Annotated in this window: 11 protein-coding genes and 1 pseudogene; 8 read left to right on the top strand and 4 right to left on the bottom strand. The window is 59.3% G+C overall.

The window, feature by feature from the left end:
* Positions 1–368: 368 nt before the first annotated feature.
* On the bottom strand, positions 369–2,180 hold the full coding sequence (typA, locus tag LJ360_RS04560; protein WP_264995408.1) for a translational GTPase TypA: 1,812 nt from the start codon (positions 2,178–2,180) through the stop codon (positions 369–371).
* Between the two features lie 561 nt (positions 2,181–2,741).
* Here typA and glnA point away from each other — a divergent pair.
* From glnA to ntrC, 4 genes are all read left to right on the top strand, one after another.
* Positions 2,742–4,145 carry a glutamate--ammonia ligase gene (gene glnA, locus LJ360_RS04555; protein WP_091851141.1) on the top strand — a complete coding sequence of 468 codons (1,404 nt, stop codon included), beginning with the start codon at positions 2,742–2,744 and terminating at the stop codon, positions 4,143–4,145.
* A gap of 174 nt (positions 4,146–4,319) precedes the next feature.
* Positions 4,320–4,844, top strand: a complete 525-nt coding sequence (locus LJ360_RS04550; protein WP_091851139.1) for a DUF4124 domain-containing protein — start codon at positions 4,320–4,322, stop codon at positions 4,842–4,844.
* A 451-nt stretch (positions 4,845–5,295) separates the two neighbouring features.
* Entirely contained in the window at positions 5,296–6,378 is a 1,083-nt protein-coding gene (glnL, locus tag LJ360_RS04545; protein WP_091851136.1) for a nitrogen regulation protein NR(II), read from the top strand.
* Positions 6,378–7,805, top strand: a complete 1,428-nt coding sequence (gene ntrC / locus LJ360_RS04540; RefSeq protein ID WP_264995407.1) for a nitrogen regulation protein NR(I) — start codon at positions 6,378–6,380, stop codon at positions 7,803–7,805. Before glnL ends, ntrC begins: the two co-directional genes overlap by 1 nt.
* A 134-nt stretch (positions 7,806–7,939) precedes the next feature.
* Here the strand turns inward: ntrC and ssb are convergent, their stop codons facing one another.
* Both ssb and LJ360_RS04530 read right to left on the bottom strand, forming a co-directional pair.
* Complete coding sequence (gene ssb, locus LJ360_RS04535) at positions 7,940–8,479, bottom strand: single-stranded DNA-binding protein (protein ID WP_091851130.1); 540 nt, start codon at positions 8,477–8,479, stop codon at positions 7,940–7,942.
* Positions 8,463–9,737: an MFS transporter gene (locus LJ360_RS04530; protein WP_091851126.1), complete on the bottom strand. Its 1,275-nt coding sequence runs from the start codon at positions 9,735–9,737 to the stop codon at positions 8,463–8,465. Before LJ360_RS04530 ends, ssb begins: the two co-directional genes overlap by 17 nt.
* Positions 9,738–9,934: 197 nt before the next feature.
* Between LJ360_RS04530 and pomA the strand changes: the two genes are divergently transcribed.
* The 3 genes and pseudogenes from pomA to uvrA all read left to right on the top strand — a co-directional run bounded on the left by pomA (position 9,935) and on the right by uvrA (position 14,560).
* Positions 9,935–10,702, top strand: a complete 768-nt coding sequence (gene pomA / locus LJ360_RS04525) for a flagellar motor protein PomA (protein ID WP_091851123.1) — start codon at positions 9,935–9,937, stop codon at positions 10,700–10,702.
* Between the two features lie 4 nt (positions 10,703–10,706).
* Positions 10,707–11,600, top strand: a complete 894-nt coding sequence (locus tag LJ360_RS04520; protein WP_091851119.1) for a MotB family protein — start codon at positions 10,707–10,709, stop codon at positions 11,598–11,600.
* Positions 11,601–11,742: 142 nt separating this feature from the next.
* Positions 11,743–14,560 (top strand): annotated as a pseudogene (gene uvrA, locus LJ360_RS04515) (excinuclease ABC subunit UvrA).
* Between the two features lie 90 nt (positions 14,561–14,650).
* Here uvrA and LJ360_RS04510 read toward each other — a convergent pair.
* On the bottom strand, positions 14,651–16,567 hold the full coding sequence (locus LJ360_RS04510) for an LTA synthase family protein (RefSeq protein ID WP_264995406.1): 1,917 nt from the start codon (positions 16,565–16,567) through the stop codon (positions 14,651–14,653).
* Positions 16,568–16,632: 65 nt separating this feature from the next.
* Here LJ360_RS04510 and LJ360_RS04505 point away from each other — a divergent pair, with 65 nt between their 5' ends.
* Positions 16,633–16,866 carry a hypothetical protein gene (locus tag LJ360_RS04505; RefSeq protein WP_264995405.1) on the top strand — a complete coding sequence of 78 codons (234 nt, stop codon included), beginning with the start codon at positions 16,633–16,635 and terminating at the stop codon, positions 16,864–16,866.
* Positions 16,867–16,957 lie beyond the last annotated feature (91 nt).

Here is a 16,957-nt window from a genome sequence, read left to right as displayed (position 1 = left end):
TTTATTCCATGGAATCTACGGCCCTTCGACAGGCTCAGGGCGATCGGGGGGATTGGCTGAGGGCTGAGAGGGTGACTGACTCAGGGCGATCGGGGGATTGGTTAAGGGCTGAGAGGGTGACTGACTCAGGGCGGACGAGAGGATTGGCTCAAAGCGGGTGGAAGACAGGCTTAAGGCAGACGGCGGACAGGCTCAAGGCGGGCGGAGGACAGGCTCAAGGCAGACTGAGGACAGGCTCAAGGCAGACTGAGGACAGGCTCAAGGCAGACCGAGAACAGGCTCAAGGCAGACCGAGAACAGGCTCAAGGAGAACGGAAGATAAGCTCCGTTCGCCCTGAGCCTGTCGAAGGGCGTGGCAGATCCGCGCCTTACTTCTTGCCAGCCCGCTTACGCTCGTTCTCGGTGAGGAACTTCTTGCGCAAACGAATGGACTTCGGCGTCACTTCCACCAGCTCGTCGTCGTCGATGAACTCCAGCGCCTGCTCAAGGGTGAACTTGATGGGCGGCACCAGGGCAATGACTTCGTCCTTGCCAGAGGCACGCATGTTGTCCAGCTTCTTGGCCTTGGTGGGGTTCACCACGATGTCATTATCACGGCTGTGGATGCCGCACAGCTGGCCTTCGTAGATTTCCTGGCCTGGCTCCAGGAACAGCTTGCCGCGACTCTGGAGGGTTTCCAGGGAGTAGGTCATCGCCGTGCCCTTGGCCATGGAAATCAGCACACCGTTCTGACGGCTGCCCATGGCGCCCTCTTTCAGCGGACCATAGTGGCTGAAGGTGGAGGTCAGGATACCCGTACCGGAAGTCATGGTCAGGAAGGTGTTACGGAAACCGATCAGACCGCGGGCCGGAATGGTGTATTCCAGGCGTATGCGGCCCTTGCCGTCCGGGATCATGTTGGTCAGGTCGCCCTTACGCAGGCCCATCTGCTCCATCACCGGGCCCTGGTGCTGCTCCTCGATGTCGACGATGACATTCTCGTAGGGCTCCTGCTTCTTGCCGTCAATCTCGCGGATCACCACTTCCGGGCGACCCACGGCCAGCTCGAAATTCTCCCGGCGCATGTTCTCGATCAGAACGGACAGGTGCAGTTCGCCCCGGCCGGAAACCTTGAACTTGTCGGCGGACTCGCCTTCCTCAACTCGCAGCGCGACATTGTGCAGCAGTTCTTTTTCCAGACGCTCCTTGATATTGCGACTGGTGACGTATTTGCCTTCCTTGCCGGCGAACGGGGAGTCATTGACCTGGAAGGTCATAGATACGGTGGGCTCGTCCACAGTCAGCGGCGGCAGGGCCTCAACGGCATTGGGGTCACACAGGGTGTCCGAGATGTACAGCGGATCCAGGCCGCTGACACAAACGATATCGCCAGCCTGGGCCTCTTCCACTTCCACACGCTGAAGGCCGGAGTGGCCCATGATCTTCAGGATACGGCCGTTACGCTTCTTGCCATCGGCGCCAACAGCCACAACCGGGGTGTTGGTTTTTACCTGCCCACGCATGATGCGGCCGATGCCGATTACCCCCAGGAAGCTGTTGTAGTCCAGCTGGGAGATCTGCATCTGAAAGGTGCCTTCCGGGTCGACGTCCGGGGCGGGAACATGGTCAACAATGGCCTGGAACACCGCGTCCATGTTGTCGTCCAGCGCTTCGTGCTCCATACCGGCAATACCGTTGAGCGCACTGGCAAACACAATGGGGAAGTCCAGCTGCTCGTCGGTGGCGCCGAGGTTGTCGAACAGGTCAAACACCTGGTCCACAACCCAGTCAGGACGGGCGCCCGGGCGGTCAATCTTGTTGACCACAACGATGGGGCGCAGGCCAGCGGCGAACGCCTTCTGGGTGACAAAGCGGGTCTGGGGCATGGGACCGTCGATGGAATCCACCACCAGCAGCACACTGTCCACCATGCTCATGACCCGCTCAACCTCACCGCCAAAGTCGGCGTGGCCAGGGGTGTCAACGATGTTGATGTCGTAGTCGTGCCATTTCAGGGCCGTGTTCTTGGCCAGGATGGTGATACCACGTTCCTTTTCCTGGTCGTTGGAGTCCATAACCCGCTCGCTCTCGAGCTCTTTACGGTCAAGGGTGCCGGACTGGCGCAGCAACTGGTCTACCAGGGTGGTTTTACCGTGGTCAACGTGGGCGATAATGGCAACGTTTCTTAACTTATCAATCACAAAAAAATTCCTGTGGCATGTCTGGTGACCTGAGAGGGTCGCGCGTACGGGCCGCAGATGCGGTCGCCGACATGCCATCTCAAATCTGAAAATGAATACTCTCCCGGCATGACCGGCATTGCAGCCGGTGCCCCACCGTGGAAGATAGGCAGTGAGGAGAAATTGCGCGCGCAGTATATAGCAAAGTCGATGTCGTTTATATGAAGAAAAACGCCTATCCTGTTTCGGTGCAAGACACGGCAAGCTGCACTACAAAGGATCATTCGCAGGCAATATTGCACCTCTTTGGTGCACAAAACCTGTATAACTGGCATGCACTGCCCCACCGCGGAGCGGGAGCCGTCCCCGGAAGGGCCGTAGTTGCGCCGTTGTGGCGCGCCGACGAAAAACTGGCAAGCACATTGCATTCACTCAGGACAGCCGAATGTCAGAGCGACCCTGGCACTTTTGATATCCCCGGGTTGCTGCAGCAACAGATCGGACCTCAGCATCGCTGAACGATCCGGCATAACGAACACCGAAAAACACCCGCAGCACGGGTTAACTTACGGAGTAAGCACAATGTCCAAGACAATTGATCTGATCAAGGAACACGAAGTCAAATGGATCGACCTGCGATTCACTGACAGCCGCGGCAAGGAGCAGCACGTGACCCTGCCGGCCACCGAAGTGGACGAGGACTTCTTTACAGAAGGCAAGATGTTCGATGGCTCCTCAATCGCCGGCTGGAAGGGGATCAATGAATCCGACATGATCCTGATGCCGGACGACGAAACCTCCGTGCTGGACCCGTTCACCGAAGAAACCACGGTCAACATCACCTGTGACATCGTGGAGCCCTCCACCATGCAGGGTTACGAGCGCGACCCCCGCTCGGTGGCCAAGCGTGCCGAAGAATACCTGAAGTCCACCGGAATCGCCGAAGGCGCCCTGTTCGGCCCTGAGCCCGAGTTCTTTGTGTTCGACTCTGCCAAGTGGGCTGTCGACATGAAAGGCGCCATGTACGAACTCTACTCTGAAGAAGCCGCCTGGGTATCCGGCGAAGACTTCGAGCGCAACAACATCGGCCACCGCCCGGGCGTGAAAGGTGGTTACTTCCCCGTTCCACCGGTTGACAGCCTGCACGACCTGCGTGGCGCCATGTGTGCCGCCATGGAATCCATGGGCCTGGAAATCGAAGTGCATCACCACGAAGTGGGTACCGCTGGCCAGTGTGAGATCGGTGTTGGCGCCAACACCCTGACCCGCAAGGCTGACGAAGTGCAGATCCTGAAGTACTGCGTGCATAACGTGGCCCATGCCTACGGCAAGACCGCCACCTTCATGCCCAAGCCGGTGGTTGGCGATAACGGTTCCGGCATGCACGTACACATGTCCCTGAACAAGGATGGCAAGAACCTGTTCGCTGGTGACGGCTATGCCGGTCTGAGCGAAATGGCCATCTACTACATTGGCGGTATCATCAAGCACGCCAAGGCCATCAACGCTTTCACCAACAGCTCCACCAACAGCTACAAGCGCCTGGTGCCGGGCTTTGAAGCACCGGTCATGCTGGCCTACTCGGCCCGTAACCGTTCCGCTTCCATCCGGATCCCCTACGTGAGCAGCCCGAAAGCCCGTCGTATCGAGGTGCGTTTCCCGGATCCGTCCGCCAACCCGTACCTGGCTTTCGCGGCCCTGATGATGGCCGGCCTGGACGGCATCCAGAACAAGATCCACCCGGGCGATGCCATGGACAAGGACCTGTACGACCTGCCGAAGGAAGAGGCGCTGGAAATTCCCACCGTGGCCGAAACCTTCCAGGAAGCCCTGGACTGCCTGGCGGAAGACCACGAGTTCCTGACCCGTGGCGGCGTGTTCACCGAAGACATGATCAACGGCTACATTGACCTGAAGCGCGGCGAAGTAGAGCGCCTGAACATGACCACCCACCCGGTTGAGTTCGAGCTGTACTACTCCTGCTAAGACCGGTGAGGTCTGAGCGCTGCTTCGCGCAGTAGTGACGACTCAAAGCCCCGCCATGCGCGGGGCTTTTTTTGTGACTTTTACCTCACCGTAACCTAAGGCGACGGATGCTCCATTGCATTGCATCCCGCGTCTGCCGATAATCCGGCCATGGTCCACAGAAAGGTCCCGGATATGAAAGCTCAGTTCCTGATTGCTGCCGTCGCAACGGCATTTCTTTCCCTGCCGGCCCAGGCCGAGGTCTATCGTCAGGTAGACAAGGATGGCAACGTTACCTTCACCGATGACCCCCAGGGCAAGGCCGAGCGATTGGACGTCAAGCCGGTGACCACCATCACAATGCCCAAGCCGGAAACCGTCAGGAAGCAAATGAAGGAAGACGACGGTGAAATCGGCGACCAGGATGCCTATGACTCCGTAACCTTCCTGGCTCCTAATGACGACGAGGCTTTCCACAGCGGCAGCGGTAATGTGCAATTCCAGGTTGCCAGTGACCCGGCCCTTCGCAGGGGGCACCGCTTCGAGATCACCCTCGATGGCCAGCCTGTGGGGCAGACCAGCTCCGGAACTGTCTCGGTCAGCAACGTTTTCCGTGGCACTCACAAGGCCGGTGTAAACGTGATTAACGCCGAGGGCGAGCGGGTGTTCACCGGCGACTCCATCACCTTTACCATCCATCGTCCCTCCGTTCTGAACTGACACATCGGCTTGCGCGGTTTTCCGTCCAGCCGGACAGCCGCGCGAAACCTCCGCCAGACCTCCTCTGCCCTCCTCCAGGCACACCCCTTAAAACCCATCTTTTGCACCATTTTAGTGCTCCTGCACCATTTAGAGACCATACTCTGGTCAGGGACAGGGCGTTCCGTGCAACGGACCTTGTCAGCAGGGCCCTGAACGCACCGGTTCTTTCTTCCGCCCTGAGCGCCCTTGCCCGCAAATAGCGCATTCTGGGCGCCTGTTCGGCAATAAACTGCGATGCTATCTCAGTTCTGGCTCAATTCTGGATCGGTTTTTGCAATTTAACTGGGTGACAGCCGGGGGAATGCAGGCGAAAGGTTTCGCAGAACCAGGCAGAGACAAAGTATGGCCGACAGACAGGGCTGACAGCCGAGCGAAAAATGGCGCAGGGTTCAGCGACTGAGGGAGCTACATGGCAGCGGTTACGGACTACAAAAGCATTCTCGATAACCTCACCACGGCGGTGATCGTGGTGGACAGCAGTCTGCGGATCGATTACCTGAACCCGGCTGCCGAGAGCATGCTGGAAACCAGCCTGTCGCGAGTGCGGGGACTTCGATTGGCCGGGCTGCTACTGGAAACAGACCAGTCCCTTGACACCCTGCAGACGGCCGTCGAAACCGGGCAGACCTATACCCGTCGGGAGGCCGAGTTCCTGCTGGCCACCGGCAACCGGCTGACCGTGGATTATTCCGTGACCCCTTTTGGTGCAGGCCCGGACCGACTGCTCCTTGAAATCCAGCCCCGTGACCGCCTGATACGCATAAGCCGGGAGGAAGACCTGCTGACCCAGCAAGAGGCCACTCGCATACTGGTACGGGGCATGGCCCACGAAATCAAGAATCCGCTGGGGGGCATCCGCGGCGCTGCCCAGTTACTGGACCGGGAGCTCTCTGACGCCGGCCAGAAAGAATACACCCAGGTGATCATCGACGAGGCGGACCGCCTGCGCAGCCTGGTGGACCGGATGCTGGGCCCGAACCGGGCACTGCGACTGGCGCCCACCAATATCCATGAAGTACTGGAGCGGGTACGCACCCTTCTGGAGGCCGAGAGCCGCGGTCGCCTGACCTTCCGCCGCGATTACGATGTGAGCCTGCCGGAGTTTCCCGGCGACAAGGAACAGCTGATACAGGCATTCCTCAACATTGCCCGCAATGCCATGGAAGCTGCCTTCGAGTACCATGGTGGCCCCTGCAGTGATGAGCCGCCCACGATTACCTTCCGAACCCGGGTACTGCGCCAGTTCACCATCGGCCAGAAGCGCCACCGACTGGTGTGCCGCGTCGACATTATTGATAACGGGCCGGGGATTCCCCCGGACCTGCTCCAGAACATCTTCTACCCCATGATCAGTGGCCGGGCGAGTGGCACCGGCCTCGGACTGTCCATTACCCAGAGCATTATCGGACAGCACCGTGGGCTGGTTGAGTGTGAGAGCGAGCCCGGCAAGACCGACTTTATTATCTTTCTGCCGCTGGAGGAGACCTCGTGATGAGTCAACCGGCAAACGTCTGGATCATCGATGATGATCGCAGCATCCGATGGGTGCTGGAACGCGCCCTGACCCAGGCCGGGATGGCGCCCCGGGTATTCGAAAACGGCGATAGTGTCATGATGCGCCTGGAACATGAGGAACCGGACGCCATTATCAGCGATATCCGCATGCCCGGCATTGACGGCATCGCACTGCTCACCAGGATCGTCGAGCAGCACCCGGACGTACCCGTGATCATCATGACCGCACACTCGGACCTGGAGAGTGCGGTCACCAGTTACCAGAGTGGTGCCTTCGAGTACCTGCCCAAGCCCTTCGATGTGGATGACGCCGTGGCACTGGTCAAGCGCGCGGTCGCCCACAGCCACGAACGCCGCGCCACTTCAGAGCCCAGCACCGAGTCACCTCACCGTAACGCGGAGATCATCGGCGAAGCCCCGGCCATGCAGGAAGTTTTCCGGGCCATTGGTCGACTCGCCCACTCCAACATCACCGTTCTGATCAACGGTGAGAGCGGCACCGGCAAGGAGCTGGTGGCCCAGGCCCTGCACAACCACAGCCCCAGGGCCACCCATCCGTTCATTGCCCTGAACATGGCTGCCATTCCCAAGGACCTGATCGAGTCAGAACTGTTTGGCCACGAGAAAGGTGCGTTCACCGGAGCCGGTGCTGCCCGCCAGGGCCGCTTCGAACAGGCCAACGGTGGCACCCTGTTCCTGGACGAGATCGGCGACATGCCCGCTGACACCCAGACCCGGCTGTTACGGGTACTCGCTGACGGGGAGTTCTACCGGGTTGGCGGCACAACCCCTATCAAGGTGGATGTGCGTATCATTGCGGCCACCCACCAGGACCTGGAAAAACTGGTCGAGGCAGGCAGCTTCCGGGAAGACCTTTTCCACCGCCTGAACGTGATCCGCGTACACCTGCCCAAGCTGGCCGAGCGCCGGGAAGATATCCCACGGCTGATGCAGCACTTCCTCAAGCGGGCAGCGAAGGAGCTGTCTGTGGAGCCGAAGCTGTTACGCCCGGAAGCCGAGGAATACCTCACCACCCTGCCCTGGCCCGGCAACGTCCGCCAGTTGGAGAATACCTGCCGCTGGCTGACGGTGATGGCCAGTGGCCGCGAGGTTCACATCGATGACCTGCCCCCGGAGCTGATGCAGCAGGCGGAAACCCCGGCTACCGGCCAGACCTGGCAGGAAGGCCTGCGCAACTGGGCCGAGAACGAACTGCGCCGGGGCAAGAAGGGCATCCTGGACACGGCGGTGCCCGAGTTCGAGAAGATCATGATCGAAACCGCCCTCAAGCACACCGGCGGCCGCCGGCGGGACGCGTCGATCCTGCTGGGCTGGGGAAGGAATACCCTGACCCGGAAGATCAATGAACTGGGAATGGACCATCCGGAGGTGGAGGAGCACTGACGTAAACGCCGAAGCCTGTCCAGTTGGAAGTCTCCAGCAAGTTTAAAACCAAGAGTCCTGACCAATCAGTTACGAAAAAGCCTCCAACTGTGGAGGCTTTACCGGTACCAGCTTAAATTCCCTGCCTGGGCGGATTAGAACGGAATATCGTCGTCAAAATCGTCCACCGGCTCGGGCATATTACCCTGGCCTCCGGCTGGCTGGTTATAGCCACCGCCTTGCTGGCCACTCTGCTGACCGTAATTGCCCTGCGGCGGTTGCTGGTTTTGCTGTGGTTGCGGCTGGGGACGGCCCTGGGGGGCGCCCTGGTCCATGCCACCACCGGCACCGCGGCTGTCCAGCATCTGCATCTGGCCATTAATGTCCACTACCACTTCGGTGGTGTAGCGGTCCTGGCCGTCCTGACCCTGCCATTTGCGGGTCTGCAGTTTGCCTTCGATGTAAACCTTGGAACCCTTGCGCAGGTACTGACCAGCCACTTCGGCGATCTTGCCGAACATGACGATGCGGTGCCATTCAGTCTTGGGCACCATCTGACCGGTCTGGCGGTCCTTGTAGCTTTCATCGGTAGCCAGGTTCAGGTTTACGACCGCATTGCCGTTCGGCGTATAGCGGGTCTCCGGGTCCTGCCCCAGGTTGCCGATCAGAATGACCTTGTTAACACCTCGTGCCATGTTTCACCCCTGCTCTGTCTCTGTTCATGTCTGACGCTCCTTCGTCAGCGTCTGTTGGGTCTAACTCTACCACGTGTCCACCCCGGTCACGATAGCGGGGCGCCGGCATGGTGACGGCCACCACAAGCCAGGCCAGCAGCACCAGCACCATTAGCCCGAAAACCCCATCGGCACCACCCCAGCCGGCCAACACTCCGCCCGCGGCACCACCGAGAAAGGCCCCGAAGAACTGTGAGGTGGAATACACCCCCATAGCCGTACCCCTGGCCCCTGCGGGTGACTCCTTGCTGATCAGCGACGGCAGACTTGCCTCAAGGAGGTTGAATGCCATAAAAAAGAAGAACAGCCCGAACCAGGCCGTCGTCAGGGAAGCTGACCACTGCCAGAGCGCTACCGTAGCCAGTGCAAGCAAGGCAACCGCTCCACAGAGAATCACTTTCATCTGCTGTTTTTTCTCACCGATGATGATGAAGGGCACCATGGCAAAGAAGGAGGTCACCATCACCGTCAGGTAGAACCACCACATATCACCCTGGGGGAGTCCCAGCCGATCAGACAACAAAAGCGGAACCTGGATAAACAGCGCAGTCAGTGCCAGGTGCAGGGCAAAGATGCCGAAATCAAGGCGCAACAGGCGCTGGTCCGCCAGCACCTGGCCTAGCATGGCCCGGGCGGGCAGGTGCTCGCCTTCCGTAACCATGGCCGGTGGATTGGGCACCAGTTTCCAGACAATGACCATGGCGACAAGCGCAAGCACTGCCGTGAGCCCGAAAATACCAGACAAGCCAGCCCATTGCCCCAGCAGCGGCCCGATGATCAGTGACAGGGAAAATGACAGGCCAATGGTGACCCCGATGCTGGCCATGGCCTTGGTGCGCTGCTCCGCCCGGGTAAGATCGCTTACCAGGGCCATCAATACGCTGGCGATAGCGCCAGCCCCTTGCAGCGCCCGCCCGGCGATAACGCCGTGAATATGATCCGAAGCTGCTGCCAGCAAACTGCCCGCTGCAAATATCACCAATCCGATATAGATAAGCCGCTTGCGCCCGAGACGGTCTGACAGGGCGCCAAACGGTACCTGTAAACAGGCCTGTGTCAGCCCGTAGACACCGATGGCCAGGCCGATCAGGGCGGGCGTTGCGCCAGTCAGTTCCGGCCCCAGCAGGGCAAAAACCGGCAGCACCATGAACAGGCCCAGCATGCGCATGGCGTAGACGGAGGCAAGTGCGGCAACGGCGCGGCGTTCCGAATAGTTCATCTTCAGGTCACGGTCTGGTTCAAAGCCGCCAAGTCTAACAGATTAGGGACGTGAAATTATCGCTGGAAAGAACATGACTCACAGGAACCTGTGTTAATCGGTTGCTACGAGCCTGCCGTAATTGACATCGGTTCACTGTATCTTGCCGTACAGTTTGCTTACAATTCGTCCACCTTTTCACTACAGGAAGTTCGTTTATGGATCTGGCGACTCTGATCGGCCTGGTCGGCGGTGCGGTCATCATCGGTGCCGCAATTGTTCTCGGGGCCTCGTCAGAGGTTTTTTTCAATGTCCCGTCGGTGCTAATCGTCGTGTTGGGCAGTCTCACGGTAGTGCTGGCCAAGTTCAGCTTCAGTCAGTATTTCGGGGCCCTTAAGGCGGCCGGTCGGGCATTTTCCTTTAAACTGCCGGACACCCAAGAGCTGATCGAAGAGCTGGTGGACATCGCCAACATCGCCCGCAAACAGGGCGTGCTGAACCTGGAGGGACGTGAAGCCAGTTCCGACTACCTGGCCCAGGGCATCCAGCACCTCGTGGATGGGCAGCAGGCAGACGTCATCAACGAACTCCTGACCAAGGAACGCCTGCTGACCATCGACCGCAATCGCTGGGGCACCAAGGTATTCAGGGCGTTTGCCGACGTTGCCCCCGCCATGGGCATGATTGGCACCATTGTCGGCCTGGTGCAGATGCTCTCCAACATGGAAGACCCCAAGACCATCGGGCCAGCGATGGCTGTCGCCCTGCTGACCACCCTCTATGGGGCCATGATCGCCACCATGGTGGCCAACCCGATTGCCGACAAACTGGAACTCAGGCTCACTGAAGAGGCCCGCATGCAGTCACTGATCTCGGATGCACTGGTGGCGATCCAGCAGGGCCAGAACCCGCGGGTTATCGAACAGTTGCTGTCCAGCTACCTGCCACCGGCCAAGCGCGAGATGGTGGCAGAGAGCGGAGCCTGAGTTCATGGATCAGTTGCCGGAAGAGGAATCCACGGGCACGCCCGCCTGGGTGGTCACGTTTGCCGACCTGATGTCGTTGCTGATGTGCTTCTTCGTGCTGTTGCTCTCGTTTTCAGAGATTGACGCCATGAAGTTCAAGCAGATCGCGCAGGAAATGGCCAAGGCCTTCGGTGTACAGCGGGAGGTTCCGGCCGTGGAAATCCCCCAGGGGACCAGCCCGGTATTCCAGCACTTCACCCCCGGCAAGCCCGAGCCAACGGATCTCGATGAAATCCGCCAGTCCACGACCCAGAAGGAACCCTTCCTCGAACGGGAGCCCGCCACACAGCCTGGCGACCAAGCTGATAACAGCAAGGTCAATGACTACGCAGAGCGGCTGAAAAGCGCGCTGCGTGAGGAAATCGCATCGGGCCAACTGGAAGTCCGAGCCGAACCGGGCAAACGGCAGATCGTTATGAGAATCGAGGAGCGAGGCTCGTTCCCGTCCGGGTCCGCCGAGCTGACCTTCGCCCTGGTGGACCTGCTTTACCGCATGGGCAAGGTTCTCACTGAGATACCCGGCGACCTGACCGTGGAAGGCCACACCGATAACATTCCGATCAGCAGTGGCCGCTACCAGTCTAACTGGAACCTCTCTGCAGACCGGGCCGCAGCGGTCGCCAACGCGCTGATCGAGGCCGGGCCCCTGGATGAGGACCGCTTTCGCGTAATGGGTCTGGCCTCAACCCGCCCCCGCCAGCCCAACTCGACGCCGGAAAACCGGGCACTGAACCGACGCGTGGAAATCATCGTGGACCTGTCGGACGACCCGTCTGAAACCCCCACCACCCTGGAGGAATTACCCCCGGACATACTGCTGGACGCGGGGGACGCACCTCGGGAAACCCTGACATGGTAATCCCCGGCCCTGGCCCCAGATAAGGTCCAGTGAGGTTGGCCACAGACCCGAAGCCGTTATACTGGCGTATTTTCCGGGACAAATCCGGGCTGCCGGCCCGCCCCGACTCGCCGGTCAAAACCGAAATCGCCAGAGGAGCACTATGGAGACCATCCAGGTCAAAGGCGCGCGTACGCACAACCTGAAGAATATCGATGTGGAGCTGCCCCGGGACAAGCTGATTGTCATTACCGGGCTGTCCGGGTCCGGCAAGTCCTCCCTGGCGTTCGACACCCTCTACGCGGAAGGCCAGCGGCGCTATGTGGAGTCGCTCTCCACCTATGCCCGCCAGTTCCTTTCTATGATGGAGAAGCCCGACGTGGACCACATCGAGGGTCTGTCACCGGCCATTTCCATCGAGCAGAAGTCCACCTCCCACAATCCGCGTTCCACCGTGGGCACCATCACCGAGATCTACGATTACCTGCGCCTGCTGTTCGCCCGTGCCGGCGAGCCCCGCTGCCCGGACCACGGCCAGCCGCTGGAAGCCCAGACCGTCAGCCAGATGGTGGACCAGGTGCTGGCCATGCCCGAAGGCAGCAAGCTGATGATCGTGGCGCCGGTGATCCGTGACCGCAAGGGTGAGCACCTGCAGGTGATCGACACCATGCGCAGCCAGGGTTTTATCCGCCTGCGAGTAGACGGCTACGTCTACGATATCGATGATGTGCCGCCCCTGGACAAGAAAAAGAAGCACGCCATTGACGTGGTGGTGGACCGTTTCAAGGTGAAGGAAGGACTGGAGCAGCGACTGGCTGAGAGCTTCGAGACCGCCCTTGAGCTGGCTGACGGTATTGCCCTGGTGGCAGACATGGACGGCAAGGCCGAGGACATCACCTTCTCCGCCCGCTATGCCTGTACCCAGTGCGGATATTCCCTGAGCGAGCTGGAACCGCGCATTTTCTCTTTCAACAACCCGGCCGCGCCTGCCCGACCTGTGACGGTCTAGGCGTGCGCCAGTTCTTTGACCCGGAGAAGGTGGTCCATAACCCCGCCGCGACCCTGGCCGAAGGTGCGATCCGGGGCTGGGACCGGCGTGCTGTGTACTACTTCCAGATGCTCACCAGCGTGGCCGAGCACTATGGCTTTGACCTGGATACGCCGTTTGAGGATTTGCCGGAAGATTTCCAGAACGTCGTACTCTCTGGCTCCGGCACGGAGGATATTCCGTTCCGCTATGTGAACTCCCGGGGCCACATCATGCAGAAGGAGCACCCGTTCGAAGGGGTGCTGCCGAACCTGGAACGCCGCTACCGGGAAACCGAGTCCCAGAGCATGCGGGAAGAGTTGGCCCGGCACCTGAGCACCCAGCCCTGCAAGGACTGTGGCGGCTCACGCCTGCGCCGCAGTGCCCGCCATGTGTTCATCGACGAGCATAACCTGCCGGACATCACCTACATGCCGGTGGGCGATGCCTTCAACTATTTCCATGGGTTGGAACTGCCGGGCCGCAAGGGCGAGATTGCCGAGAAAATCCTCAAGGAGGTCCGCCAGCGACTGCAGTTCCTGGTAAATGTGGGGCTGGAGTACCTGACCCTGGAGCGCAGCGCCGATACCCTGTCGGGTGGCGAAGCCCAGCGTATCCGTCTGGCCAGCCAGATCGGCGCCGGCCTGGTGGGTGTGATGTACATCCTGGACGAGCCCTCCATCGGCCTGCACCAGCGTGACAACGACCGCCTGCTAGCCACCCTCACCCACCTGAGGGATCTGGGCAATACCGTCATCGTGGTGGAGCACGATGAGGATGCCATCCGCGCCGCCGACCATGTGCTGGATATCGGCCCGGGGCCGGCGTACATGGCGGCCATGTAGTCGCCCAGGGTACCCCGGCGGATATCATCGGCAACGAAAACTCCCTTACCGGGCAATATCTGAGCGGAGCGAAGGAAATTGCCGTACCTGCCGTCCGCAACGAGGGCAGCGGCAAGACCCTGACCCTGACGGGCGCCACCGGTAATAACCTCAAATCCGTGGACCTGGAACTGCCCCTTGGGGTGATGACCTGCATCACCGGGGTGTCCGGCTCCGGCAAGTCAACGCTGATCAACGGTACCCTGTACCCGGTGGCGGCCACGAAACTGAACAAGGCCACCAGCCTGACCCATGGCCCGTACAAGTCCATGAACGGACTGGAGCACCTGGACAAGGTGATCGATATAGACCAGAGCCCCATCGGCCGGACTCCAAGGTCCAACCCGGCCACCTACACCGGCATCTTTACCCCCATCCGGGAGCTGTTCGCCGGCACCCAGGAAGCCCGCAGCCGCGGCTACAAGCCAGGCCGCTTCAGCTTCAACGTCAAGGGTGGCCGCTGCGAGGCCTGCCAGGGCGACGGCATGATCAAGGTGGAGATGCACTTCCTGCCGGATATCTACGTGCCCTGTGATGTGTGCAAGGGCAAGCGCTATAACCGGGAAACCCTGGAAGTGCGCTACAAGGGCAAGAATATCAACGAGGTGTTGCAGATGACGGTGGAAGAAGCCCGGGAGTTCTTCGACCCGGTGCCCTTCCTCGCCCGTAAGTTGCAAACCCTGATGGACGTGGGCCTGTCCTACATCCGCCTGGGCCAGAGTGCTATCACCCTGTCTGGCGGTGAGGCCCAGCGCGTCAAGCTGGCCCGGGAACTGTCAAAGCGGGATACCGGCAAGACCCTGTACATCCTGGATGAGCCCACCACAGGCCTGCACTTCTACGATATCCAGCAGTTGTTGACGGTGCTGCAACGCTTGCGGGACCACGGCAATACCATTGTGGTCATCGAGCACAACCTGGATGTGATCAAGACCGCCGACTGGATCATCGACCTGGGGCCGGAAGGCGGCTCCGGCGGGGGCGAGATTATTGCGGAGGGAACACCGGAAGAAGTTGCGAATAACAAACGCTCCCATACCGGCCGGTACCTTGAACCGCTACTCCGATAAACCACAGCCCTGCCAGGTTTTGGCTCAGCCCTGGCAGGGCCGGGGATCGGCCAGTCGCCGCCCCGCAGACGCTACTGGAAAGACCTGGGCCTACCCTTCTGCCACGCTCGTTGTGGCCAGTACCTGGGAACGAAGGTAATAATCCATCAGTCGATGATATTCCTCGGCCCATCCAGCATCGAATGGCTGGCTCTCTTCAGGCTGCTGCTGATTGAGCAGGGGATTATCTCCATGCCAGGGATAATACAGCCCGGAGCGGTCGTTGCTGAACGCTCCATGCTCATTGATACTGCGCTTCAGGTTGAACCCCACGTTACTGACGCCGTCCGGGTCCAGCAGGTTTTCGCCGCCAAGGGTAATATAGTCACGGTCTGACAGGCTGAAATGATACAGCGTAGGGAAAATATCCCGGTGCGACCCGATGCGCATCGGGTCATACCTGTGTGACGTATTTTCAAGGACCGGGTCCGGCACGTGCAGGAAGAATGGCACCGCAAAGGTAAGACCATATTCCGTGGGTTCATCTGTACTCAGATTCCGCACGCGGTGATCGCCGGTTACCGCAATAATCGTCTTGTCACCCAGGGTCGCTGACTGTTTGATACGCTCCATGAACTGGCCCAACGCATCAGAAGCGTACTGAAACGTCTCAAGGAGCACCCTCGCCTGCTCGCCTTCATACTCGGCCCTGGCGGCAAACCGGTCGCTGATTTTCGTCGGCCCGGGTTCATAGTTTTCCGGCACCTTGTACGGCGAATGATTGGTGATGGTCATGATGAAGAGCAGGGTCGGTTTATCCGCCTCTTCCATTACCTTGTTGGCAAACTGGAACAGAAAGCCGTCAGGCACGCCCCAGGTACCTGAATAGTCAGCCGCCTCCGGAATCGCCTCAATAATGTCGTTTTCATCATAGACACGGTCAAATCCCTGGACAGGAAGGTAGTTGGCCAGGTTGCGCCACATGCCATTTCCACCATACAGGAACGCCACTTCATACCCTGCCTGTTTGTAAGGAAGAACAGCGGAACCCGGCAAGGGAATATTCTGGACCGAGGAATGACTGATGGTCGCCACCGGACTGTGAAACAGTGTCATTACAATGCTGTCGATGGTCCCGGAAGTGCCTGCCAAAAAGCGCTGGAAAAGAAACCCATCTTCGAAATGGGGGCGAAGGCTTCCCAGCAGGTCGTTAACCGGCGGATTGTCTTCCACCATAATATTCATACCCATACCCTCCATCATGGCCACAACCACATGGGGCGGGTTCTGTTGGAGGTACTTATTCTCCGGCGTGTGGTAAACCGGGGTCTGCTGGCCGAGCACTTTTTCCATCTGGGCATTCAGTGCGGCTTCGGCAACCGGCTCAAAGCGCCGCTGCTTCTGGTAGTCAGAGGTTGCCCAGTCCAGTGCCATGAATACATTCGGGGTGATCATATTCAGCGGTTTGTACTGGGAAACGCTGGCGTGATAGCGCTTGAGGGGGTGGTTATCAAGGGTTCCACGCGCCGTCACAAAGGTGGACAGGAAAATAGCGACTACCGCCAGTGACGTAACGCTCCAGTGCCAATAGGCTTGAGGGTTTATTCGGCCCAACGGACTGTGGAGGAACCACCGGGAGGCCATGTACGCCAGCGCACCAACCAGGAAGGCTACGAGAAAACCACGTACCACCGGGTAGTCTTCCCAGATATTGACAAGCACGGCGGCAGAGTCGTCTTCCCATAACCCGAAAACAAACAGGTCGATATAGGTGCCATAGGTCGTGTAGTAATAAAAATTGCATATACACCCGACCACATAGAGTGCTGCCACAACCGTATGGTAGCCGACCACAAATTTTAACCAGCGCTGGTAAGCACCATGAAACGCGGCGGCGACAAGACCGCTCAACAAAAGGGGTGAGTAGACTATCGCAGTGACCTTGGCATCAAAACGCCCGCCAACAAAGAAAGCCCTCCAGATGTCATCATCAACCCCCGTTTCTGGCAATACGGCCTGTATATGCATAAAAAACAGGTAGCGTGAAACCAGCAGTATGCTGAAGGAAAACAGAAAGCACTTGAATAAAAGCAATGACAGCTGACGAAAGCGGGATTGATATTTCATCTGGGGAAATGGCAACACGTACTGAGGGTCAGGAAATCAAAACTGGCTCGACCGGAGACTTCCGCATGGTAACGGACGTCGAACACCGCGACGGCTGGCATGACAAGCACGCACGCCTGAACCAATCTATAGGAAACGACTATTTTATCGCGGGGAAATGCTGGCCACCACAACAACATGACAAATTGATGTCATTTTGATGCTGTTTTTTGTGTCTGGGAGCGAAGTTTTGCAGGAATTTACATTTTCGGAAAAACACCTGCCCCTTCCATCAGCACTGACGGGAGGGGG

The sequence above is a fragment of the Marinobacter sp. AN1 genome (assembly GCF_026013985.1).
Lineage (GTDB): Bacteria > Pseudomonadota > Gammaproteobacteria > Pseudomonadales > Oleiphilaceae > Marinobacter > Marinobacter segnicrescens.
This window is presented reverse-complemented; position numbering and strand designations above follow the sequence as displayed.

Bases quoted from the DNA above. Each gene is read 5' to 3' on its own strand.
- ssb (WP_091851130.1), bottom strand. From the start codon at position 8,479: ATGGCACGAGGTGTTAACAAGGTCATTCTGATCGGCAACCTGGGGCAG.
- LJ360_RS04530 (WP_091851126.1), bottom strand. From the start codon at position 9,737: ATGAACTATTCGGAACGCCGCGCCGTTGCCGCACTTGCCTCCGTCTAC.
- LJ360_RS04510 (WP_264995406.1), bottom strand. From the start codon at position 16,567: ATGCATATACAGGCCGTATTGCCAGAAACGGGGGTTGATGATGACATC.
- LJ360_RS04520 (WP_091851119.1), top strand. From the start codon at position 10,707: ATGGATCAGTTGCCGGAAGAGGAATCCACGGGCACGCCCGCCTGGGTG.
- glnA (WP_091851141.1), top strand. From the start codon at position 2,742: ATGTCCAAGACAATTGATCTGATCAAGGAACACGAAGTCAAATGGATC.
- pomA (WP_091851123.1), top strand. From the start codon at position 9,935: ATGGATCTGGCGACTCTGATCGGCCTGGTCGGCGGTGCGGTCATCATC.
- ntrC (WP_264995407.1), top strand. From the start codon at position 6,378: ATGAGTCAACCGGCAAACGTCTGGATCATCGATGATGATCGCAGCATC.
- LJ360_RS04550 (WP_091851139.1), top strand. From the start codon at position 4,320: ATGAAAGCTCAGTTCCTGATTGCTGCCGTCGCAACGGCATTTCTTTCC.
- LJ360_RS04505 (WP_264995405.1), top strand. From the start codon at position 16,633: ATGACAGCTGACGAAAGCGGGATTGATATTTCATCTGGGGAAATGGCA.
- glnL (WP_091851136.1), top strand. From the start codon at position 5,296: ATGGCAGCGGTTACGGACTACAAAAGCATTCTCGATAACCTCACCACG.